Source organism: Shinella zoogloeoides, from assembly GCF_022682305.1.
Taxonomy (GTDB): Bacteria; Pseudomonadota; Alphaproteobacteria; order Rhizobiales; family Rhizobiaceae; genus Shinella; species Shinella zoogloeoides_B.
This window is the reverse complement of record NZ_CP093528.1, coordinates 3,206,349-3,228,168: the sequence shown is the minus strand read 5'-3', so window position 1 is coordinate 3,228,168 and position 21,820 is coordinate 3,206,349. Positions and strand designations below refer to the sequence as shown.

Below are 21,820 nucleotides of genomic sequence, written 5' to 3'. Positions count from 1 at the left end.
ATTGCACATCCAAAGGGAGGATACGCAAATGAAATTGACCAGGTTGAAAGCCGCGGCGATGGCCGCGGGCGTTGCTACCATGATGGCGTCGACGGCGCTTGCCGCGGACGTCAAGGCCACGATGATCATCTACCTCGATCCGAGTGTCCAGTTCTTTAATCCGGTGGTGAAGGGCGCGCAAGACGCCGCCGCCCAGTTCGGCGTCGATCTCGACGTGCAATATGCCAACAACGATCCGGTGCGCCAGAACGACCTGATCGAAAGCGCGACCGCAAGCGGCGTGGACGGCATTGCCGTTGCGATCTCCTCGTCGGACGCCTTCGACGAGAGCATCTGCGCGGCCGTCAAGGCCGGCATCATTGTCATCGGCTTCAACAACGATGACCTCGACGGCGCCAAGGGCAATTGCCGCCAGGCCTATGTCGGCATGGACGAATTCGCCTCCGGTTATGAGCTCGGCAACCGGATGATCAAGGAATTCGGCCTGAAATCCGGCGATGTCGTCTTCAACCCGCGTGAAATTCCGGAGGCGAGCTTCGCCGTCGCCCGTGGCGGCGGCATCGAGAAGGCGATGACGGAAAGCGGCATCAAGGTGGAGACGGTGCGCGCCGGCCTCGATCCGGCCGAAGCGCAAAACATCATTGCGCAGTTCCTCATCGCCAATCCGAATGTAAAGGCGTTGTTCGGCACGGGTTCCGTCACCTCGACGGTCGGGGCGGGTGCGATCAAGGATGCCGGCGTCGATATCCCGTTCGGCGGCTTCGACCTTGCCGTCGAGATCGTCAATGCGGTGGAATCGGGGGCGATGTTCGCCACGATGGACCAGCAGCCCTACCTGCAGGGCTACTACCCGATCGCCCAGATCGCGCTTGCCAAGAAATACGGACTGACCCCGACGGACGTCGATACGGGGCAGGGCGCCTTCCTCGACAAGTCGCGCATCAGCTCGGTCAAGCCGCTGATCGGCAGCTTCCGCTGACCGGACCTGCGGGAGCCTGCCGGCACGTTCCGGCGGGTTCCCCATTCCCGGGAGCGGCTCCACCTTTCCGGGAATGGAAAGGCCGCTCCAGCTCCTTGTTTTTACGCATTTCAGCAAGGCGCCCTTCGCGCTCTTGCCGGAAATGCTCCAGCGATCGAGTGCCAGACCGTGACACCCATCCTTGCCGACAGTGCCGCGCCCCGTTCGCGCACGAAAAGACAATCCATCCTCAAACAGATCATGGGCATGCCCGCCGGTGCGATCTTCCTCGTCTTCATGGCGTTGCAGATCGCCTGCATCCTGGGCGCGCTGCTCTATCCCGATGAGTTCCGCTATCTCTCACCCCAGAATCTGACGATCCTGATGAAGGCCGTACCGGTGCTCGGCTGCCTGGCGCTCGGCGCCGGCGTGCTGATGATCGCGGGTGAGTTCGACCTGTCCATCGGTTCCGTCTACACCTTCACCGCCGTGTTGATGGCGAGCCTCGTCGGTGCCGGCGTCAGCGCCTTCGTCGCCGCTCCGCTCGGTATTCTTGCGGGTGTCCTGATCGGCCTTCTCAACGGCCAGATCACGATCCGCTTCGGCCTGCCGTCCTTCATCGTCACGCTGGGTGGCCTGTTGTTCTGGCGCGGGGCCGTGCTTCTCTACAACGGCGCGGTGCAGGTGCGCTTCGATCCCGAACCGATCTTCACCAGCCTCTTCGCCGGCACGGTCTTCGGCATCAACGCCGCCTTCGTCTGGATCGTGCTTTTCGTCGTCGGCTTCCATTTCCTGTTGCACCGCCATCGCTTCGGCAATCATGTCTTCGCGACGGGGGGCAACCGGGGCGCCGCCGAGGCGATCGGCATCAACACGAACCGAGTCAAGCTCATCGCCTTCGCCATTGCCGGCGGCATGGCCGCCATGGCGGGCATTCTTGCCACGGCGCGGGTCGGCAGCGTGCAGCCGGGGCAGGGTGCCGGCCTCGAGTTGCAGGCGATCGCCGCCTGCGTCATCGGCGGCCTGTCGCTGCGCGGTGGACGCGGCTCGATCGTCGGCATCTTCCTTGGCGTGCTGCTGATCCACACCATCACCGACGTGCTGCTTCTCCTGCGTGCACCCGGCTTCTATCTCGACATGTTCATCGCGACGCTGATCGTGCTGGCCGCCATCTTCAACCATCTCATCGAGCGGCGAGGCGTGGCGTGATGTCCAATCTTCTCGAACTGCACAATATTTCCAAAAGCTTCGGCGCGCTTACGGCGCTGCGCAATCTCAGTTTCCATATCGGTGAAGGCGAGGTGGTGGGCCTGCTCGGCGATAACGGCGCCGGCAAGTCGACGACGGTCAACCTGATCTCCGGTATTCACAAGCCGACGGACGGCTATCTCAGCGTCGATGGCAGGAAGACGCTTTTCACCTGCCGCTCGGATTCGGCCGATGCCGGCATCGAGACGATCTACCAGCACACCGCGCTGGTCGACAGCCTCTCCATCACCCGCAACATTTTCATGGGCCGCGAACTGACGGACCGTTTCGGCTTCCTTCGGCAGGGCGAGATGCGCGACATCGCCATGGAGGTGTTGCAGAACGCCGTGCATATCTCGGGCATCGATTCCCCGGATACGCTGGTCGGCAATCTCTCGGGCGGGCAGAAGCAGGCCGTCGCCATCGCGCGCGCCGTCTATTTCAAGAAGCGGGTGCTGCTGCTCGACGAGCCGACCTCGGCGCTCTCCGTGCGCGAAACGGAGGCGCTGCTGAACCAGGTGCTGAAGCTGAAGGCGGAGAACGTCTCCAGCGTGCTGGTGACGCACAACATCTACCACGCCTACCAGGTCTGCGACCGCTTCGTGATCATGAGCCACGGCACCAAGGTCTTCGATGTCGCCAAGGCCGACACGACGATCAACCAGCTCACCGAATATGTCGTGCTCACCTGAATTCCATTCGAGAAAGGCAATGCCGTGACCATTTCCGTATCTGTACGCCAGGTCGTAGGACCCGAGGACGCCGCGAAGCGCAACACACAGGGCCTTCGCGATGGCTTCGTCATCGAGGGGATGTTCCAGCCCGGCCGGGTCAATCTCACCTATAGCCATCTCGACCGCATGATCGTCGGCGGCGTGGTGCCGACGGACGATAAACTCGAGATCGGTCACATAGCCGAAACCGGAACCGATCGCTTCCTCGAGCGCCGCGAGGCAGCGATCATCAATATCGGCGGTGCCGGCGTGGCAAGCATCGGCGGCAAGGATTATCCCCTCGGCTTTCAAGAGGCGGTCTATGTTGGCATGGGGGAGGGGATGCTCGGTTTTACGAGCGACGATCCGACCACTCCCGCGCTGTTTTATGTCCTGAGCGCACCGGCGCACCGGACATGCCCGACGGTGCACATCACCCGTGACATGGCCAAGAAGGTGCATGTCGGCTCGGCGGAGGAATCCAACCACCGGACCATCAACCAGTATGTGCATCCGGATGTCTGCGAGAGTTGCCAGCTGCTCGTCGGCCTCACCATGTTCGAGCCGGGTTCCGTCTGGAACACCATGCCGGCGCATGTGCATGACAGGCGCATGGAGGTCTATCTGTATTTCGGCATGCAGGAGGCGACGCGCATCTTCCACTTCATGGGCGAACCCGGCGAGACGCGCCATGTCGTCTTGAAGAACCATGAGGCCGTGCTTTCCCCCGGCTGGTCGATTCATTCGGGTGCTGGTACCGGGTGCTACGCCTTCATCTGGGCCATGGCGGGCGACAACATGAGCTTTACCGATATGGACAAGGTGCCGATGGAAACGCTGCGATGAGCCTGTTCGATCTCTCCGGCCGCTGGGCGGTCGTCACGGGCGCCAATACCGGTATCGGCCGGGCAATCGCGCTCGGACTTGCCGAGGCCGGTGCCGATATCGTCGGCGTCGGTCGCTCGGCCATGACGGAAACCGCAGCGGATGTGAAGGCTGCTGGCCGGCGGTTTGTCGCCATTGCAGCGGATCTTTCCCAGGCCGGCAGCGCCGCGGCCGTCATCGGCAAGGCTCTGGCGGCCGGTGCGTTGCCGGATATCCTCGTCAACAATGCCGGCACCATCCGCCGGGCGGATTCGCTGGATTTCACGGAGGAAGACTGGGATGCGGTGCTCGACACGAACCTGAAATCGGTTTTCTTCCTCTGCCAGGCTTTTGCAAGGGCCGCGCTTGCGGCGGAACGGCGGGCGAAGATCATCAATATCGCCTCCATGCTCTCTTTCCAGGGCGGCGTCCGGGTTCCATCCTATACGGCGGCGAAGAGCGGCCTTGCCGGCATCACCAGGCTCCTGGCGAATGAATGGGCGGCGCGAGGTATCAATGTGAACGCCATCGCGCCGGGCTATGTCGAAACCAACAATACCGCCGCGCTCCGCTCCGATGTTGAACGCAATGCCGATATCCTCAAACGCATTCCGGCGGGCCGTTGGGCGCGACCGGAGGATATGGCCGGGGCGGCGGTTTTCCTTGCGAGCCCGGCATCCGATTACGTACATGGCGCCATCCTGCCCGTCGACGGCGGCTGGCTTGCCCGATGAGAGGTCTCATGAAGCACTATACCTTGCCCGAAGACACCGTCTGGACCGAGGTCGCCCCCGGCAGCCATCGCGCGGTGTTGAGCCACCGCCCCGAAATGATGCTCGTCGCCTTCCGTTTCGAGGAAGGTGCCATCGGCGCCCTGCATTCCCATCCCCATACACAGGTCAGCTATGTCGCCGAAGGCGCATTCGACGTAACCGTGGACGGCGTGACGACCCGTCTCGAGCAGGGAAGCAGCTTCATCGTCGCGCCCGATCTCCTGCATGGGGTGGTCGCGTTGAGGAAGGGCATGCTGATCGACACGTTCACACCGCGGCGCGACGACTTCCTATGAGGGCATGGCGCCATTGATCGCTGCCCAAGCGCCGCTTCGTTGCCGCTTTATTCGCGCATCCCTGCCTCTCGCAATGAGGTCTGTCTCATTGGCGGAGGAGAGGAAAATGGGCTGTATCCGTCATCTGTCGCTTGCCGCGACCGCTACTTTGCTCGCCACCGGCGTGCACACCGCCGATACCCGGAACGAAGAGCTTCAATAAGTCTCCGTGCGCTCAGGTACTTCGCAACCAAATCAAAAAATGCGGACAGAAATGTCGCGAGGCTTTTCGTGACGGAAGCAGCATGCCGATCATGCTGCAGGCAAGGAGCGCGAAGAAGCCTTCCTTGACGTTGAGGTAGAGCCGCCAGCTTTGCCGAGAGTGTGCGACCGGAAGGGTCGGGATAGATGGAAACGTGCTGCAAGGCAGCCTCCAGCGTCTGCCGCACAGCGGGAGCAGGGCCGAGTGGGTTCTCGTTGAGTCGAGTTTGGCGACCCGCCACGGAACCTGTTGGACGGTCGGGGAGAGGGCTTGCCTTTATGAGGATTTTCTGAAATTCTTCTCAAAAATATAATTTATTAATAGACAAGGAATTTTCAGGTGACCCTTTCCGAGAGCCGCCCCACGTCCGCAATATTTCTGACCGGAATTTATGCGGCGCTCTTTCTCTTCGGCTGCGTGGTGTTTCTGACGATCAATCATTTTTTCCCGTCATTTGATCACTCCGTCTCCGGCATCATCGTCATGGTGGTTGCCGCCATGATGCTCATGCTGATCCTGGGTCTGCTCGTGCTGGCCCTCGACCTTGTCATCGCCCGGCTTTCGATCTCGCTCGGCCCCAAGTTCAAGTTCATCTGATTGCCGGGAAGGCAGTCTTGCCTGAATCCCGCACCGTCGAGAGACGAGGGTGAAGTCGGGATTCCGACCCCCAGGGGCATGGCATCGAGAAGACGAGTACACATGTCCATTACGCAGAACATATTGTCCCCCGGGATCATCGCCCAGCTCGCCGCCCCCCGCGACCTTTACCATTCATGGCCGAAGCTGCTGGTACGAACGCTGTTTGCCGCCGTTTTCGCGGCGTTGTTCTGCTGGGCGGCGTGGAAGCTGACCGTCATCGACCCGGCCGATGAGGACAGGATCGGCTACTGGGCCGGCGTCGTGGCCGGTCTGTCCTTGAGCTGCCTCAGCATCATTCCCGCTCTGCCGGGTTTGCGCGCTGGCGGTCGGCCTGCCGTGACGATATCCAAGGCAGGGCTTGCCTTTACCGGCCAACCGCTGGTTCCCTGGGCCATGATCGCCGAAACCTCCTGGCATACGGTAACGTTCCTCGGGTTCCTGCCGATCATGTCCGCTATCCGGCTCCACGGCGCGGATGATGGCCCCATCCCTGTTTTGGGGAAGATCAACTACACGTCGATCGGCGGCCGCTTCCACTCCTTCGACAGCTCCTGCCTCGCCTTCGGCAGCAAGGCATTTCTGGATTACTGCAACCTCTATGAGGCTGCCGGGCGGCAAGAAGCGGCCTGAAGGAGCACTGTCATGCTCTCCATCCCAACCGCAGAACCTGGCGGGCCGAACGGGCCAGCCGAAGCGATGGAGATACGCAGCCGCCCGCCTTGGGCAGCGCTTGCATGGTTGGCGGGCGGCGGGCTGGCCGTCCTCGGCGCAGGTGTGCTGTTTGCGCTGTATCGGCTCGCCTTACGGGACGCTCTTGACAGCCTGCCTGTCGATAAGAGGCTGATTGCTCTTGCGTCTTTCCTGCCCCTGCTGGCCATTCTCCAGCTTCCGACGATCTGGGCCTGGATGACCGGCCCGAGCGCTCTCGTGCTCGGGCCGGCGACCTTCAGCCTGGACGCACGCACAGTCCCCTACGAACACGTCGCCTGTTTGCGCCATGATCACGGCAGGCACCTGACCGATATCGTGCTGCGGGCCGGCCGGCCTATCCGTCTTCACTGGTCGATTTGGCCATGCCACGAACAATGGATCGCCCTGCTGTCCGATCGCACGGCCGGACGACTTCTGTCCGACGCCCGACAAAGGCTTCGGCGGGGCGAGGAACTGGAATTCGGCAGGGCGCTACGTCTCAACCTGCAGGTTCTGACCATCAAGGGACGCCCTATGCCGGTACGCGATATCGCCTTCGTGCACAGTCTCACCGGCTCGGCGGGCAGCGACTGCCGGCATATTCGCATCGGAACACTGGAAAAGACGGCCGAACTCAACATGAGCAAGGTCACCAATCCGCACGTCTTCTTCGCGTTGATGCAGGAACTCGTCGGCGTGGGCGACCCGCCCCAGCGGAACGCAGCACATGGATAATGGAGTAAATATGATGACACCCATGAAGAAGAATACGGCAGGACACTTGGCTAGCCTGTGCCTGGCATCCGCGTTGCTGTCTTCGTCCGGTGCGCGCGCCGATTGCGCGGGCGACTTCGCGCGCGACAACGCCTTCAAGCCGGAAGCCGGCGCCGTTCGGATACTTGAGCGCAAGCTGCCGATGTCTCTGTTGGACGATGGCCGCTGGGTTCCGACATTGAAGCAGGAGACCGTGAACACGGTGTCCGAACTGGTGCCTCCGAATGCGGTGCGCATCTCGTCCGATGCGCTCATTGGCATGGTGGGCCTGGTCGTTCTTGGCGACAAGGGCTGGATCCAGGACGGCAGGGATAGCCCCTGGGAAGCGCTTGATGCTGCACAGAGCAAGGAAGTGGCGGCCGGAGCGTTCAAGACCTACCTGAACACCGATGGCATGAGCGACCTGACATGTTCAAAGCAGGAGCGGGACGGCAAGCCGGTTCGCGTCTATCGCTACAAGACGCCGGGCGACGGTTTCAGCAGCAGCATCAGCACGGTGACCGCCTATTTCGACGACGAGACCGGCCTGCTGCTGGGCGCCGATATCGAAGGCAGCCTAAAAAAGTCGAAGGTGACGCAGACCCTCACAGTCACATTTGATGGCGCCATCAGGATTCAGCCGCCCGCAGGCATCGACTAGGCCGGGCCGCGGCAGAACCGCATTCGTTTTGCTTAAATACAGTCAATTTCAGGAGAACCTTATCGATGGCCGCCGCCGCACCTCAAATTTCCCGCAGAACCGCGTTTCTGATTTTTCTGGCCATGGTGATTGTCGCCGCGCCGGTTCTTTATGCCTACATCGCTTTCTCGGGCCGCTTCTTCACCGCATCACCGGATTGGTGGGCAAAATGGCTGGTCCCGACGGCGATCGCCGCCGCTGTGCTGGCCCTTGCCTCCATTCCTCTCTTTCGCAAGCTTGGCGCGCCCTGGGCGGCGACGTTCGGCGGGTTTCTGTGCGTCATGGGCGTGATCGCGGGCCTCATGCTGTGGTATGTGCCGATGATGCTGACCTTCATGGTGCGCGACGATGTGAGCTGGCCCGCGACCGTGGCGAGCACCGAACGGAGCGGCAAGGACATCAAATGCGACTATCCTTTCTCGATCGACGAAATCTCGCAGAGCTTCTGCGCCGCGAGCGCGGAAGCCTATGCCGAGCTGCGCATAGGCCGGAAAATCGAGATCATCGGGCAGGGGAGCCGGTACGGGATGTTCATAGAGGGGTATAGGCTGGCGGAATAGCATTGCCGCAGCTTGCGTCAGGCGACATGGGGCGAGAAAAGTCGTTGAGTTTGCAACACAAGAGAAGCCTGGCATTCGGGGGCTTGATCGGTCCGCTGGTTGTACCGCTGGGTATGCTGCCCATCATGATTATCGGTGAGCTTTCGACCGCTGATCCGACCGGCCCGCATCTTGCCATGATTTTCGTGGCCCTGCTCGTTTTCGCGTTACCCTTCACCTATGCGGTCACGTGGGTGCTTGTCGTGCCCGCCGCGATTTGGCTGCGGCGCAGACAGGCATTGTCCGCCTTCGGGTTATGCGCATGGTGCGCCCTGATCGATCCCGTCACGGCAAATGTTTACTTACGGCCCTTGCCGGTGAAATCGGAAGCGTCGAGCCTGTTACCTACCTCATATGGGCCAGCTTCGGGCTGGTGTCAGGCGCCGCTTTCTGCCTGGCCTCCGGCATCCCGTTGACGGCGCGGAAATCCTGACGTCCGAGATGGCGCGGCTTGCCGAAATGCCAGCCTTTCCGTTTTTCCTGTCACGCCCCGGCGTTCAGCCGACCTTCTCCATGATCGGCGGCACCTGCACGATCCTGAGGTCCGTCGCGCCGGAATCGATGATATCGAAAACGGCTTCGAGCATTTTCGGCACATCCTGCCGCACCATCTCGATATGGTCGCCGAGCATGGCGACGAAGGGATCCCAGTCGAAGCATCCGAGATGCGGCATGCGCTCCGCATAGTGGCCCGAACGGCGGATCCACCGCATCACGCCTTCCAGCGAGATCGTGGAATTGACGAACATGCCGCGTGGCAGGTCGCTCGTTCGCTCGGCAAGCTGCCGCATCGCGCTTTCCGCCTTTTCCGGTGCGTAGCCACAGGTCTGCACCAGGGCCTCATCGACCGCGATGCCGGCCTGCGCGTGAGCGTCGCGGAAACCGCGCACGCGTTCCATCGTGTTGTGATCCGTGCCGCGGCCGCCGACGAAGAGGAGAGGGGCCTTCACGCCGTATTCCCGTTCGCAGTTGGCCAGCACCCGCCGCGTCAGCTCCAGGGCGCCGCCATAGTTGTCGGAAATGACCGAGGGGGCGCGGGACCCCGGCAGGTCGAGATTGATGGTGCGCACGCCGGCAGCGGCGCAGAGGTCGACGATGCGGTCGGGGTCCGTCGCACCCGTCGCGATCAGGCAGTCGACCTGGTAGGAGAGCATGGCGCGCGCCGCCTCCACCTCCAGCGCCGGATCACGCCGCGTGCAGGTGATGATGGGGAAAAGGCCGCGCTCGCGCGCCAGATTTTCGAACTGTTCGACGATGGAGCCGAAATAGCGGTTGTCGTATTTCGGCACGAGCATGCCGATGATTTTCGAGCGCTCGCGGCGCAGCACGCTCGCCTGCATGTTGAGCGCGTAGCCCTGCTCCTCGGCGAGTTTCGTGATCTTTTCCGCAAGCTTGGCGCTGATGCGCCGCTTCTTCCAGTTGCCGTTGAGGACGGCGCTCACGGCGCTGGCCGAGGTGCCCGCCAGTTGCGCCAGATCATAGATGGTCGTCCTTTTCGTGGGCGTCGTTCTATTCACATGCAGTCTCCGTTTCGAAAGCCACCTTGACACCAATGGGGATTGGTGGCAATTCTTGCTTCATCGATTGAGCAGATGTGCTCAATCGATGAAGTTGCCTGAACAGCAAGGCTGACCCAAGGGAGGAGTCAGACGGAGCATCGACGAACCGGACGTTGTGGCCTCGCCGCAGCGAGCGATGATCCGTGCGCTCATGGCGTGCGGAGGCGGTCGAGCCTGTCGCCCTTGGCGGCTTGAGGTCGCCGGCGAATGAACTGAAATTCAACCGTGGAGGAACCCAATGAAGACGCTTACCATCCTGCTCGCATCGACCGGTCTTGCCCTGTCGCTCGGCAGCGCCGCTTTTGCCCAGGAAAACGCGACCGTCGCCTTCCTGATGCCCGACCAGGCTTCGACCCGCTACGAGCAGCATGACTACCCCGGCTTCAAGGCGGAGATGGAAAAGCTCTGCCCGAGCTGCACGGTCATCTACCAGAACGCCAATGCAGATGTGGCGCTCCAGCAGCAGCAGTTCAACTCGGTGATCGCGCAGGGCGCCAAGGTCATCGTGCTCGACCCGGTCGATTCCGCCGCCGCCGCCGCGCTTGTCGAAATCGCGCAGTCGCAGGACGTCAAGGTCATCGCCTATGACCGTCCGATCCCGGACAAGCCGGCCGACTACTACGTCTCCTTCGACAACCAGGGCATCGGCAAGGCCATTGCGCAGTCGCTGGTCGATCATCTGAAGGCCAAGGGCGTTCCCGATGGCGCCGGCGTGCTCCAGATCAACGGCTCGCCGACCGATGCGGCCGCGGGCCTCATCCGCGACGGCATCCACGAGGCACTTTCCGCTTCGCCCTACAAGACGCTCGCAGAATTCGATACGCCGGACTGGGCGCCGCCGAAGGCGCAGGAATGGGCCGCCGGCCAGATCACCCGCTTCGGCGACGAGATCAAGGGTATCGTGGCTGCCAACGACGGTACGGGCGGTGGCGCGATCGCTGCGCTCAAGGCCGCCGGCGTGAAGGAAATGCCGCCGGTGACGGGCAATGACGCGACGATCGCGGCGCTGCAGCTCATCATCTCGGGCGACCAGTACAACACGATCTCCAAGCCGTCCGAAATCGTGGCGGCGGCTGCGGCGAACGTTGCGGTCAAGCTGCTCAAGGGCGAAGCCCCGGAGGCGACCCACAAGCTCTACGAAACGCCTTCGCAGCTTTTCGTTCCGGCGGTCGTGACGGCGGAGAACATCAAGGCCGAGATCTTCGACAAGGGCATCAACAAGCCGGAAGAAGTCTGCACGGGCGAGTATGTTGAAGGTTGCCGCAAACTCGGCATCATCAACTAATTCAGCCCATCGTGTCCGGCCGTGGCCTCCCGCGGCCGGACACTTCGATCCGTCGTAAGGTCTTTCTGAAGGTTCTAGGGGCCATGACAGCCACGCATAGTCTGCCCGCCAAGGGGCAATCGGTGATACGTCTCAGCGGCGTATCCAAGAATTTCGGGGCCGTGTCCGCGTTGACGGATATCGAGCTGGACGTGAAAGCCGGCGAGGTCGTCGCGCTGGTCGGCGATAACGGCGCCGGCAAGTCGACGCTGGTCAAGGTGCTCGCCGGCGTGCATCAGCCGTCGTCCGGCACCATCGAGTTCTGCGGCCGGCAGGTCTCGCTCGACAGCCCCGCCAAGGCGCTGGACATGGGCATCGCCACCGTCTTCCAGGATCTCGCGCTCTGCGAGAACCTCGATGTCGTCGCCAATCTCTTCCTCGGCCATGAAATGTCGCCCTGGGCGCTCGACGAAGTGGCGATGGAAGTGCGCGCCTGGACGCTGCTGCGCGAGCTTGCCGCGCGCATCCCCTCGGTTCGCGAACCCATCGCCTCGCTTTCCGGCGGCCAGCGCCAGACCGTCGCCATCGCCCGCTCGCTGCTGCTCAATCCAAAGCTCATCATGCTGGACGAGCCGACCGCCGCCCTCGGCGTGGCGCAGACGGCCGAGGTGCTGAACCTCATAGAGCGCGTGCGCGATCGCGGCCTCGGCGTCATCATCATCAGCCACAACATGGAGGACGTGCGCGCCGTAGCGGACCGCATCGTCGTGCTGCGGCTTGGCAAGAACAACGGCGTCTTCACGCCTGAATCGTCCAACCAGGACCTCATTTCCGCCATTACCGGCGCCACGGACAACTCCGTCTCGCGCCGCGCCGACCGCAAGGCCGGTGAAGCACAGGAACATCACGGGGGCGCCGCATGAGCCAGAATTCCTCCCAGCCGATGCTTGACCGCAGCGATGAGCGCGTGCGCCACGACGACAGCCTCGCCGCGATGGCGAGAGGCTTTGTCGACCGCGTGCGCTCCGGCGACCTCGGCATGCTGCCCGTCGCCGTCGGCCTTGTCGTCATTTCCATCGTCTTTTCCGCGCTGAACCCGATCTTCCTCGCGCCGAATAACCTCGTGAACCTCCTCTTCGACTGCGCCACCGTCGGCGTCATCTCGCTCGGCATCGTCTGCGTGCTGGTGCTCGGCGAGATCGACCTGTCGGTCGGTTCGATGAGCGGTCTGGCCTCGGCCATGGTCGGCGTGCTGTGGGTCAACCAGGGCTGGCCCATCGTCGGCGCCATCCTCGCCGCCCTCGTCGTCGGCGCAGGCGTCGGCCTGCTCTATGCGACGCTCTATAATCGCCTGGGCATGCCGAGTTTCGTCGCCACGCTTGCCGGCCTGCTCGCCCTGCTCGGCATGCAGCTTTACATCCTGGGTCCCACCGGATCGATCAACCTGCCCTACGCTTCCGCGCTGGTGCGCTTCGGCCAGATCCTGATCATGCCCGACTGGCTGTCCTACTCGCTGGCCCTGGTGCCCGGCCTGGTGATGGTCGGCCGCGGCCTTCGTACCCGCAGCCAGCGGCTCGCCGCCAATCTGTCGGCCCAGCCGATGCGCGCGCTGATCCTCAAGGCGGCCGTGCTGACGGCCGCGCTGGAGGCCGCCATCTTCTATCTCAATCTTGGCCGCGGCATTCCGTGGATGTTCGCCCTCTTCGTCGCGCTCGCCGTCATTCTCAACTATGCGCTGACGCGCACGAAGTGGGGCCGCTCGATGTTCGCCGTCGGCGGCAACAAGGAGGCGGCGCGCCGCTCGGGCATCAATGTACGCCGTATCTACATGAGCGCCTTCATGCTGTGCTCGACGCTGGCGGCGCTCGGCGGCATCCTGTCGGCCTCGCGCCTTGCCTCCTCCAGCCAGCAGGCCGGTACGGGCGACGTCAACCTCAACGCCATCGCCGCAGCCGTCATCGGCGGCACCAGCCTCTTCGGCGGACGCGGCAGCGCCTATTCGGCGCTCCTCGGCATCATCGTCATCCAGGCGATCTCGAACGGCCTGACCCTGCTCAACCTCTCGTCCTCGCTGCGCTACATGATCACGGGCGGGGTCCTTGCCATCGCCGTGATCGTCGACTCGCTCGCCCGCCGCTCGCGCGTCAGCCACGGCCGCGCCTAACAACACTGGAATGGAGTTTTCGACCATGGCTGACCTCATGAAGGGAAAGATCGCCGCCATCACCGGCGCCGCCTCCGGCATCGGTCTCGAATGTGCAAGGACGCTGCTGGCCGAAGGCGCGAAGGTGGTGCTCGTCGACCGTGCGCAGGACAGGCTGGAGCAGCTCTGCGCGGAACTCGGCCCCAATGCCCTGCCGCTCGTCGTCGACCTCTTGAAACCGTCCGAAGTCTCCGGAATGCTGCCGCGCATCCTCGAGATCGCCGGCGGTCTGGATGTCTTCCATGCCAATGCCGGCGCCTATATCGGCGGGCCGGTGGCGGAGGGCGACCCGGACGCCTGGGACCGCATGCTGAACCTCAACATCAACGCGGCCTTCCGCTCGGTCCATGCGGTGCTGCCCTACATGATCGGGAAGAAGACGGGCGACATTCTCTTCACGTCGTCGATCGCCGGCGTCGTGCCCGTCGTCTGGGAGCCGATCTATACGGCCTCGAAATTCGCCGTGCAGGCCTTCGTGCATTCGACGCGCCGGCAGGTGGCGCAGCATGGCGTGCGCGTCGGCGCCGTCCTGCCGGGACCGGTCGTCACGGCGCTGCTCGACGACTGGCCGAAGGAGAAGATGGACGAGGCGCTGGCGAACGGCAGCCTGATGCAGCCGAAGGAAGTGGCCGATGCCGTGCTCTTCATGCTGACCCGGCCGCGCAACGTCACCATCCGCGACCTCGTCATCCTGCCCAACAGCGTTGATCTCTAAACGAGCGGGGAGACCCATGAACACGCCTTCCTCCGCACGCCCCGCGGGCGGCGACCGCTACCTCGTCGGCGTCGATGTCGGCACGGGCAGCGCAAGAGCCGGCCTTTTCGATCTCTCGGGCCACATGCTGGCCTCGGCGAAACGCGATATTTCGCTGTTTCGCGAACCGGGCGCGATGGTCGAGCAATCCAGCACGGAGATCTGGGCCGCCGTCTGCGCTTCGGTGCGCGAGGCTGTCGGGAAGGCAAATATCGCGCCGGATCAGGTGGCCGGAATCGGCTTCGATGCAACCTGCTCGCTGGTCGTGCTCGGGGAAGGGGGCAGGCCATTGCCGGTCGGCCCTTCGGAAGACCCGGCGCGCGATATCATCGTTTGGATGGATCACCGTGCGGTGGAACAGGTCGAGCGCATCAATGCCGGTGGCTATGACGTGCTGCGCTATGTCGGCGGCATTATCTCGCCGGAGATGGAGACGCCGAAGCTGCTGTGGCTGAAGGAAAACCGTCCCGCGGTCTTCGATGCCGCCTGGCAGTTCTTCGATCTCGCCGATTTCCTGACCTGGCGCTCGACGGGCGACCTTGCCCGCTCCACCTGCACCGTCACCTGCAAATGGACCTATCTGGCGCATGAGAGGCGTTGGGACCCGAGTTATTTCCACGGTATCGGCCTTGGTATCCTCGCCGATGAGGGGTTTGTCCGCATCGGTCAGCGTGTCGTCGAACCCGGCACGCCCCTAGGCAAGGGCCTGACCGAACAGGCGGCCGCGGAGCTCGGCCTTGCCGTCGGCACGCCCGTGGCCGCCGGCATGATCGACGCGCATGCGGGCGGGATCGGCACCGTCGGTGTGGACGGGCCGCCGGAAAACAGCCTTGGCTACGTTTTCGGCACGTCCTCCTGCACCATGACGTCGACCCGCGAACCGGTCTTCGTGCCCGGTGTCTGGGGGCCGTATTTCTCCGCCATGGTGCCGGGCATGTGGCTCAACGAGGGCGGCCAGTCGGCGGCAGGCGCGGCCATCGAGCAGCTCCTGTCCTTCCATCCCGCCGCAGGCGAGGCCGCCGCGCTGGCGAAGGCGCGGGGCCTTGCGCTGCCGGTGCTGCTGGCGAAGCTTGCCGAGGAGAAGGCAAAGACGCTTTCGGACGTGGCGGCGCTGGCCGAGGGCCTGCATGTCGTGCCGGAATTCCTCGGCAATCGCGCGCCCTTTGCCGATCCCCATGCCCGCGCCGCCATCGTCGGCCTCGGTATGGAGCGCGATCTCGACAATCTCGTCGCGCTCTATATCGCCGGCCTTTGCGGCATCGGCTATGGCTTGCGCCAGATCATCGATGCGCAGGCTTCGGTCGGCGCATCCATCGACAAGATCGTCATCAGCGGCGGTGCCGGCCAGCTCGATCTGGTGCGCCAGCTCCTCGCCGATGCCACCGGCAAGCCGCTGCTTGCCACGCGTGCCGAAGAGCCTGTCCTTCTCGGCGCCGCCATTCTCGGCAGCGTCGCCGGCGGTGCGTTCCCGGATGTGGGGGCGGCCATGGCGGCTCTCTCGGCGACCGACCGCACTTACCAACCCGCCGGTGCCGAAACTGCCGCGCTGCACGCCAGGCGCTATGATGCCTTCCGGCGGCTGCAGAGCCTTGCGCGCGAAATCCGTTAGCCGTTGAAGGCACCGGTGCGCCGGTTGTTTTCCGGTGTGGATCCTGCCCTGCCGGGCGTTCTCGAGATCGGTGACCGCCGAGGCACAGCCTCGCCAGTGTGCCATCAGCGCAGTTACCGCTGAGGCCGATTGACAATTCCCGTTACTTGATGCTTCATACATGAAAGCGCTTGCATTGTATGACTTCCGGAGAAAATTGTCCGAATGTCATAAATGTGCCCGCAAATGTGCACTCCTGTTCAGGATGATTGGTGAAGCGACGTGCGGCGCGACGAAAAAGTAGCGCTTTCATGCGATTTACCCTTGATGCGGACAGGCGCCATTGCAGGCGGTCTCTCGGTCAAGGCGCGGAAGTGATACAGCTCGCGGACCGCAATGGCGGGAGCGTGGATTTCAAGTGAAGATGAGTAACTCTCAAAGGAAGAGATCATGCGGAAATGGGTAAGTGGGGTTGCGGCTTTTGCGTTGGCGCTGTCGGCGGCCGCATTCGCGAATGCCGAGGAAAAGACGCTGACGATTGCGACGGAAGGCGCCTTCCCGCCCTTCAACATGACGCGATCGGACGGCACGCTGGACGGTTATGAAATCGATCTTGCCAAGGATCTGTGCGCCCGCATGGAAGTGAAGTGCGAGATCGTCACCCAGGATTGGGATGGCGCTATTCCCGCCTTGCTGGCGCGCAAGTTCGACGTGCTCATGGCCGCCATGTCGATCACCCCGGAACGGGAAAAGATGGTCGATTTCTCCATTCCCTACCAGCTTGGCCTGATGGGCTTCGGCGTCATGGCCGGTACGCCGCTCGCCGATCTGCCGGGCACTGGCGAGGCCGTCAACATCGGCTCCAACCCGGAAAAGTTCGCTGAAGTCATCGAGAAGTGGAAGCCGCTTCTTCAGGACAAGATCATCGGCGTGCAGAGCGGCAGCAGCAACTCGATTTTCCTGGAAAAGTATCTGAAGGATGTCGTCGAGGTCCGTGAATATCCCTCGACCGAGGAACATGACCTCGATCTTCTGGCGGGACGCGTCGATGCGGTCTTCGCGGCATATCCCGTGCTGATGGGCGATATGGAGAAGCCGGAATTCAAGGATATGAAAATCGTCGGCACGGGCGTACGCGGCGACGTGTTCGGCAAGGGCGCGGCGGCCGCCTTCCACAAGGGCGATACCGAGCTGAAGGCGAAGTTCGACAAGGCCATTCAGGCCGCTATCGACGACGGCACGATCAAGGCGCTCAGCATCAAGTGGTTCAAGAGCGACCAGACGCCTTCGAACAACTGATCGACGGCGCAACAGAGCAGGACAGAAGCCCGGTATTTGCATATGCCGGGCTTCATCTTTGAAAACACCCGCAGGATTTCCCTCCATGTCCACGCATATCAACGACACCGACCGCCTTATTGCTGACCTCGCAGCGAGGGAAGAGCCGCATCTGATCGGAATCCGGCGGGACATCCACGCCCATCCCGAAATCGGCTTCGATGTCGAGCGCACGGCGGGTGTGGTGGCGCGGGAGCTTTCGCGCCTTGGTATCGACCACGAGACCGGCGTCGGCCGGACCGGCGTCATGGGCATCATCGATGGCGGCCGGCCCGGCCCGACGCTTCTGCTGCGCGCGGACATGGATGCCCTGCCGATTCTTGAGGAAACCGGCCTGCCCTATGCCAGCACGATCGAGGGGCGGATGCATGCGTGCGGCCACGATCTCCACACCTCGACGCTGATCGGCGTGGCGGCCGTGCTGAAGGAAATCGCCCCGCGCCTTTCCGGCAGGGTTAAGCTGATGTTCCAGCCAGCGGAGGAGACGCCGGAAAGCGGCGCCAAAGCGATGATCGAGGATGGTATTCTGGAAGGCGTCGACATGGCGCTCGGCTTTCACAATCATCCGGACGAGCCGACCGGCATGTTCAGCTATATCGATGGCAACGCGAACGGCTCGTGCGATGAATTCGAGATCACCGTCCATGGCCGCTCCGGCCATGCGGCTCACCCCGACCAGGCGGTGGACCCGGTCGTGGCCTCGGCGCATCTCGTGCTCGCACTGCAGACCATCGTGTCGCGCGAAACCAATCCGATGCATCCCGCGGTGCTGACGATCGGCGCCATCCACGGAGGCGACGCATTCAATGTCATCCCTGAAAGCTGCCGGTTGAGCGGCACGGTGCGGTGCCAGGACCGGGCGGTGCGCGTTGCCATCGACGAGGCGATTCATCGCCAGTGCCGGGGGCTGGAAGATCTGTTGCGCGTAAAATGCAGCGTGAACTACATGCGCAACCTGCCGTCGCTTCATCACGACGACAGGATCGTCTCGACCGCCATGGCGGCCATTGCCGATCATTTCGGCAAGGATGCGATCATGAGGCGCGCGCCGAGCCTCGGTGCCGAGGATTTCTCGCTTGTCGGTGAGAGGGTGCCGGCGTTCCAGCTCGGTATCGGCTCACAGGCCAGGGGGCGGAACGATTTTCTGCACAACGGGGATTATCAGCCGGATGAGGCCTGTATCCGCCTTGGCGTCGTGGCGCTCTCCTGCGCCGCCGTCCGCCTGCTCGACGATGCGGGTGCAAGGGGGTAGACGCGGCTCTTGGGGCCGGCAGATGCCGACTGGCCCTGGAGGATGCTCTGCCGTCTCGAAGTGAAGGCCGAAGCGGGGGATGACGTCCGCGCTTCGGTTCCTGACATGCCGTGCGCGAGGGCGCTATTGGCGGCGTGAGCTTCGCCGCTTGATCAGGTCGAAACCGATGTCCACCCGGGTAACGCTCGGCCGCTTCCCGGCGATCGTGTCCAGCAGCATCTGCACGGCCTGCGCGCCCATCTCGTGCCGGAAGGTTCTTACGCTGCTGATCGGCGGGTTCGTGACGCTCATTATCTCCAGGTCGTTGAACCCGCAGATGCCCAGCCGGTTTGGTACGTCGATATGCCGGCGCTGGCTCTCGAAGAGGACGCCGAGCGCCAGGTCGTCGTTGTTGCAGAACACGGCATCGACATCCGGCGCTATCGAGAGCAACTCGCTGAACAGTACGCAGCCAAGCCCGACCGTCGAGGGCTGCGGGGTCGTTACGATCAGCTGCTCTTCGTAAATCCCGGCTTCCTTGAGCGCGTCGGCGAAGCCATCCAGACGCCGCTGGGTACGCGGGTCCATGCGTGCGCCGATAAAGGCGATCTTTCTATATCCCTGCTCGATCAGGTGGGTGGCCGTGGCTCTGGCGCCCGCCCAGTGGGAAAACCCGACCATCATGTCCACGGGATCGTCGTCGATCTCCATGATCTGCACGATGGGGCACCTGGCGCGCTCGAGCAGCTTGCGCGCGGCGGGGGACTGGTCGATGCCCGTGACGATCAGGCCGGCGGGACGCTGGCTGAGGAAGACCCGCAGGAGCTTTTCCTCCTGCAGCGGCGAATAGTGGGTATTGGCCAGCTGCACGTCCATGGAGGAGTTGCGCAGCACGGAATAGATGCCGCGCAGCACATCGGAAAAGACGTTGTTGGTGACGGACGGGATGAGGACGCCGATCACGTTCGTCGCGGCGGAGGCGAGCGCCCGCGCCGCCGGGTTGGGAACGTAGCCGAGCTGGTCGATGACCTCCTGAATCCGGCCGCGCAATTCGGCGGAAACCAGATCGGGCGCGCTCAGCGCACGCGATACCGTCGCCGTGCTGACGCCCGCCAGCTTGGCGACATCCGCCAGCGTCGCGTTGCGTTCTCCCACGCGCTCCCCCTGTCGATGCGGTTTGTCCAAATCAGTCCGCCCTGTGTGTCCAATTTCGCGGCAAGAGTCCATGGTGCTTCGCTCAAAAGTATTTTGCATTGACAAGGCCGCATGCTTGCGACATTAAATGTAAGCGCTTCCATTTGGGAGGGCGAAGATATTTTCATGCGGGGCCAGGTATGACGCAGGTTGGGAGAGTCGGTCGTCGTTTCGACCATATCCTGGTCATGGGGGTGAGTGGTTCCGGGAAAACGTCTGTTTCTCAGGCTATTGCCGCAAGGCTTGGTGGTGTTTTCGTCGAGGCTGACGACTATCACCCGCAGAGCAATGTCGCCCTCATGTCTTCGGGGCGCCCGCTGACGGATGCACATCGCTGGCCTTGGCTGGAAGCGGTTTCAGGCGCGGCTGCGGATGCGCTGGCGATGTCGCGGGGGCCTGTCGTCGTGGCCTGTTCCGCGTTGAAGCGGGCCTATCGCGACCACCTGCGTTCGGTCCTCGGTCCATTGACGATCGTGCATCTCGACGGACCGGCCGATCTCATCGGCCGCAGGCTGGAATCGCGGCACGGGCACTTCATGTCCGCGAGCCTGCTGCCGAGCCAGTTTGCCACGCTGGAGGCGCTCGGAGAGGACGAGACGGGTGTCGTCGTTTCTACCGACGAGCCGGTCGAGAGGATCGTTGACCGGGTCGTCGCATGGCTGGCCGAAGGGCGTGCGGCCTGACGCGTATCGAATAACGGGTGCTGCGCGCACCCTGGCAGGAATGATCGGCCCGAGGGGCCAGGAGGATACTATGAGTGGGGAACTCTGGACGTGGACGGCCACGCAGATGGCGGCGGCTATTCAGGCGCGGCAGGTCTCGTCCGTGGAATGCGTCGAAAGCTGCATCGGGCGCATCGAAGCCGTCAATCCGTCGGTGAACGCGATCGTCGATCCGCTTTATGACGAGGCGCGGCGCGGCGCCGAGGCCGCCGACAAGGCGCTTGCCCTCGGTGAGGGCGTCGGGCCGCTGCATGGCGTTCCCGCCACCATCAAGATCAATATCGACTATGCGGGGCGGCCGACCACCAATGGCGTGGCGCAGTTCCTGGAGCGTATTCCGGCGGCCGACGCGCCGCTCGTGCGGAAATGGCGCGAGGCGGGCGCGGTCATCCTCGGCCGCACCAATGTGCCGGCCATGTCCTTCGGCCTCTATACCAACAACAAGCTCTACGGCCGCACTTACAATCCGTGGGATCGCGACGTCGGTCCCGGTGGGTCCAGCGGCGGCGCGGCCGTATCCGTCGCCACCGGCATGGTGCCGCTGGCGCACGGCAACGACAGCGGCGGCTCCATTCGCTACCCCGCCTACTGCTGCGGCGTCTTCGGCATGCGTCCGACTTTCGGCCGCGTTCCCCACTACAGCAGCACCGCGCCCAGCGAGTCGGCGATCATGTCGCAGCTTGCCGTCTGCAATGGTCCTTTCGCCCGCTCCGTCGATGACCTGCGCATCGCGCTGAACGCCATGTCCGGTCACGATCCGCGCGATCCCTGGTCGTCCTTCGCGCCGATCCCGGAGAAGGCGGCGTTCGAGCCGTGCCGGGTCGCCGTCCTGGCGGAGCTTCCCGGCGTGAAGAGCGATCCGGAAGTCGTGGCCGCTGTCCGGCAGGCCGCGGGCTGGCTGGCCGACGCCGGCTACGAGGTCGAGGAATGCGCGCCGCCGCACTACGCCGAGGCCTCTGTGCTGCGCGACAAGCTGCTTATCCACGAGCTGCGCATCCACAGCCTGCCGATGATCGAGGCCAGCGCGCCGCCGGAGGAAGTCAACGAGGCGCGGGCGCTGCTGGCCGCGACGCCGACCGTCGATTTCGAGGAGTTCCGCACCGGGCTCGCCCGTCGCACGACCATCCTGCGCGAGTGGCTCGCCTTCATGCAGACCTATCCCATCGTGCTGACGCCGACGACCTGGCGCAAGCCGCAGCCGCTCGGCCTCTATGACAACCCGGTGACGATGACGCCCGAAGAGGTGCTGGAGCTGTCGCCGCTGCATGTGGTGCCGCTGCTCGGCCTGCCGACGCTGGCGGCTCCCACCGGATTGGTCGACGGCGTGCCGATGGGCGTCCAGCTCATGGGGTCGCTCTACCAGGAGGAGCGCGTGTTCGCCGCCGGCCAGGTGCTGGAGCGGCACTGCCTTGGCATGATGCCGACCGATCCCGTTTCGAGCCGGTGACCGTCGGCGCGGGTAGCTCGATTTTCGAGACAACGACCGGACCCCG

The 21,820-nt window shown here is 63.6% G+C and carries 23 protein-coding genes; 21 read left to right on the top strand and 2 right to left on the bottom strand.

Annotated elements, in window-relative coordinates; translation table 11 throughout:
• The first annotated feature begins 28 nt into the window (after window positions 1-28).
• From MOE34_RS16085 to MOE34_RS16030, 12 genes are all read left to right on the top strand, one after another.
• On the top strand, window positions 29-979 hold the full coding sequence (locus MOE34_RS16085; protein ID WP_242218501.1) for a sugar ABC transporter substrate-binding protein: 951 nt from the start codon (window positions 29-31) through the stop codon (window positions 977-979).
• A 168-nt stretch (window positions 980-1,147) separates the two neighbouring features.
• Window positions 1,148-2,167: an ABC transporter permease gene (locus MOE34_RS16080; RefSeq protein ID WP_242218499.1), complete on the top strand. Its 1,020-nt coding sequence runs from the start codon at window positions 1,148-1,150 to the stop codon at window positions 2,165-2,167.
• Window positions 2,167-2,898, top strand: coding sequence for an ATP-binding cassette domain-containing protein (locus MOE34_RS16075; RefSeq protein ID WP_242218498.1), 732 nt, complete (start codon window positions 2,167-2,169; stop codon window positions 2,896-2,898). The genes MOE34_RS16080 and MOE34_RS16075 overlap by 1 nt, the downstream gene beginning before the upstream one ends.
• Window positions 2,899-2,922: 24 nt before the next feature.
• Window positions 2,923-3,765 carry a 5-dehydro-4-deoxy-D-glucuronate isomerase gene (gene kduI / locus MOE34_RS16070; protein ID WP_242218496.1) on the top strand — a complete coding sequence of 281 codons (843 nt, stop codon included), beginning with the start codon at window positions 2,923-2,925 and terminating at the stop codon, window positions 3,763-3,765.
• Window positions 3,762-4,517 carry a 2-dehydro-3-deoxy-D-gluconate 5-dehydrogenase KduD gene (gene kduD, locus MOE34_RS16065; protein WP_242218494.1) on the top strand — a complete coding sequence of 252 codons (756 nt, stop codon included), beginning with the start codon at window positions 3,762-3,764 and terminating at the stop codon, window positions 4,515-4,517. Before kduI ends, kduD begins: the two co-directional genes overlap by 4 nt.
• 8 nt (window positions 4,518-4,525) lie before the next feature.
• On the top strand, window positions 4,526-4,852 hold the full coding sequence (locus MOE34_RS16060; protein WP_242218492.1) for a cupin domain-containing protein: 327 nt from the start codon (window positions 4,526-4,528) through the stop codon (window positions 4,850-4,852).
• 580 nt (window positions 4,853-5,432) lie between these two features.
• Window positions 5,433-5,690 (top strand): hypothetical protein, encoded by a 258-nt coding sequence (locus MOE34_RS16055; RefSeq protein ID WP_242218491.1) that lies wholly within the window; start codon window positions 5,433-5,435, stop codon window positions 5,688-5,690.
• A 102-nt stretch (window positions 5,691-5,792) separates the two neighbouring features.
• Window positions 5,793-6,362, top strand: coding sequence for a hypothetical protein (locus MOE34_RS16050; RefSeq protein WP_242218489.1), 570 nt, complete (start codon window positions 5,793-5,795; stop codon window positions 6,360-6,362).
• Window positions 6,363-6,374: 12 nt separating this feature from the next.
• Complete coding sequence (locus MOE34_RS16045; protein ID WP_242218487.1) at window positions 6,375-7,157, top strand: hypothetical protein; 783 nt, start codon at window positions 6,375-6,377, stop codon at window positions 7,155-7,157.
• A 22-nt stretch (window positions 7,158-7,179) separates the two neighbouring features.
• Entirely contained in the window at window positions 7,180-7,836 is a 657-nt protein-coding gene (locus MOE34_RS16040) for a hypothetical protein (protein WP_242218485.1), read from the top strand.
• A 65-nt stretch (window positions 7,837-7,901) separates the two neighbouring features.
• Window positions 7,902-8,435 (top strand): hypothetical protein, encoded by a 534-nt coding sequence (locus tag MOE34_RS16035; RefSeq protein WP_242218483.1) that lies wholly within the window; start codon window positions 7,902-7,904, stop codon window positions 8,433-8,435.
• 2 nt (window positions 8,436-8,437) lie between these two features.
• Complete coding sequence (locus MOE34_RS16030) at window positions 8,438-8,890, top strand: hypothetical protein (protein ID WP_242218480.1); 453 nt, start codon at window positions 8,438-8,440, stop codon at window positions 8,888-8,890.
• 81 nt (window positions 8,891-8,971) lie between these two features.
• Here MOE34_RS16030 and MOE34_RS16025 read toward each other — a convergent pair whose 3' ends face one another.
• Window positions 8,972-9,991: a LacI family DNA-binding transcriptional regulator gene (locus tag MOE34_RS16025; RefSeq protein WP_242218479.1), complete on the bottom strand. Its 1,020-nt coding sequence runs from the start codon at window positions 9,989-9,991 to the stop codon at window positions 8,972-8,974.
• A 280-nt stretch (window positions 9,992-10,271) separates the two neighbouring features.
• Between MOE34_RS16025 and MOE34_RS16020 the strand changes: the two genes are divergently transcribed.
• The 7 genes from MOE34_RS16020 (at window position 10,272) to MOE34_RS15990 (ending at window position 18,432) form a co-directional block, all read left to right on the top strand.
• A complete protein-coding gene (locus tag MOE34_RS16020; RefSeq protein ID WP_242218477.1) occupies window positions 10,272-11,318 on the top strand; it encodes an ABC transporter substrate-binding protein in 1,047 nt (348 codons plus the stop codon).
• An 83-nt stretch (window positions 11,319-11,401) separates the two neighbouring features.
• The gene (locus MOE34_RS16015; RefSeq protein WP_242218475.1) at window positions 11,402-12,220 is read left to right on the top strand and encodes an ATP-binding cassette domain-containing protein; all 819 of its coding nucleotides are present in this window, start codon (window positions 11,402-11,404) and stop codon (window positions 12,218-12,220) included.
• A complete protein-coding gene (locus tag MOE34_RS16010) occupies window positions 12,217-13,461 on the top strand; it encodes a sugar ABC transporter permease (protein WP_242218473.1) in 1,245 nt (414 codons plus the stop codon). The genes MOE34_RS16015 and MOE34_RS16010 overlap by 4 nt, the downstream gene beginning before the upstream one ends.
• Before the next feature lie 25 nt (window positions 13,462-13,486).
• Complete coding sequence (locus MOE34_RS16005) at window positions 13,487-14,215, top strand: SDR family oxidoreductase (RefSeq protein ID WP_242218471.1); 729 nt, start codon at window positions 13,487-13,489, stop codon at window positions 14,213-14,215.
• Between the two features lie 16 nt (window positions 14,216-14,231).
• Window positions 14,232-15,863: an FGGY-family carbohydrate kinase gene (locus tag MOE34_RS16000; protein WP_242218470.1), complete on the top strand. Its 1,632-nt coding sequence runs from the start codon at window positions 14,232-14,234 to the stop codon at window positions 15,861-15,863.
• Between the two features lie 429 nt (window positions 15,864-16,292).
• Window positions 16,293-17,141 carry a transporter substrate-binding domain-containing protein gene (locus MOE34_RS15995; RefSeq protein WP_242218468.1) on the top strand — a complete coding sequence of 283 codons (849 nt, stop codon included), beginning with the start codon at window positions 16,293-16,295 and terminating at the stop codon, window positions 17,139-17,141.
• Window positions 17,142-17,226: 85 nt separating this feature from the next.
• Window positions 17,227-18,432: a M20 metallopeptidase family protein gene (locus tag MOE34_RS15990; protein WP_242218466.1), complete on the top strand. Its 1,206-nt coding sequence runs from the start codon at window positions 17,227-17,229 to the stop codon at window positions 18,430-18,432.
• A 123-nt stretch (window positions 18,433-18,555) separates the two neighbouring features.
• Here MOE34_RS15990 and MOE34_RS15985 read toward each other — a convergent pair whose 3' ends face one another.
• Window positions 18,556-19,566, bottom strand: coding sequence for a LacI family DNA-binding transcriptional regulator (locus tag MOE34_RS15985; protein ID WP_242218464.1), 1,011 nt, complete (start codon window positions 19,564-19,566; stop codon window positions 18,556-18,558).
• Window positions 19,567-19,745: 179 nt separating this feature from the next.
• Between MOE34_RS15985 and MOE34_RS15980 the strand changes: the two genes are divergently transcribed.
• Together MOE34_RS15980 and MOE34_RS15975 are read left to right on the top strand one after the other, a co-directional pair.
• Window positions 19,746-20,288 carry a gluconokinase gene (locus tag MOE34_RS15980; RefSeq protein ID WP_242218462.1) on the top strand — a complete coding sequence of 181 codons (543 nt, stop codon included), beginning with the start codon at window positions 19,746-19,748 and terminating at the stop codon, window positions 20,286-20,288.
• A 70-nt stretch (window positions 20,289-20,358) separates the two neighbouring features.
• Window positions 20,359-21,774 (top strand): amidase, encoded by a 1,416-nt coding sequence (locus MOE34_RS15975; protein ID WP_242218459.1) that lies wholly within the window; start codon window positions 20,359-20,361, stop codon window positions 21,772-21,774.
• Window positions 21,775-21,820 lie beyond the last annotated feature (46 nt).